The sequence below is a fragment of the Staphylococcus canis genome, assembly GCF_016238445.1.
Classification (GTDB): Bacteria; Bacillota; Bacilli; order Staphylococcales; family Staphylococcaceae; genus Staphylococcus; species Staphylococcus canis.
Map to the genome: position 1 here is coordinate 1 of NZ_JABANU010000106.1, position 255 is coordinate 255.

The following is a 255-nucleotide window of genomic DNA, read 5'->3' on the forward strand; positions in this document are numbered from 1 at the left end:
TGGAATAACTCCGGGAAACCGGGGCTAATGCCGGATAACATGTTGAACCGCATGGTTCAACAGTGAAAGACGGTCTTGCTGTCACTTATAGATGGACCCGCGCCGCATTAGCTAGTTGGTGGGGTAACGGCCTACCAAGGCAACGATGCGTAGCCGACCTGAGAGGGTGATCGGCCACACTGGAACTGAGACACGGTCCAGACTCCTACGGGAGGCAGCAGTAGGGAATCTTCCGCAATGGACGAAAGTCTGACG

1 rRNA gene is annotated in these 255 nt (G+C 55.3%); it reads left to right on the plus strand.

From position 1 onward, the window contains the following. Nucleotides 1-255 (plus strand): 16S ribosomal RNA (locus HHH54_RS11705); the annotation flags it as partial.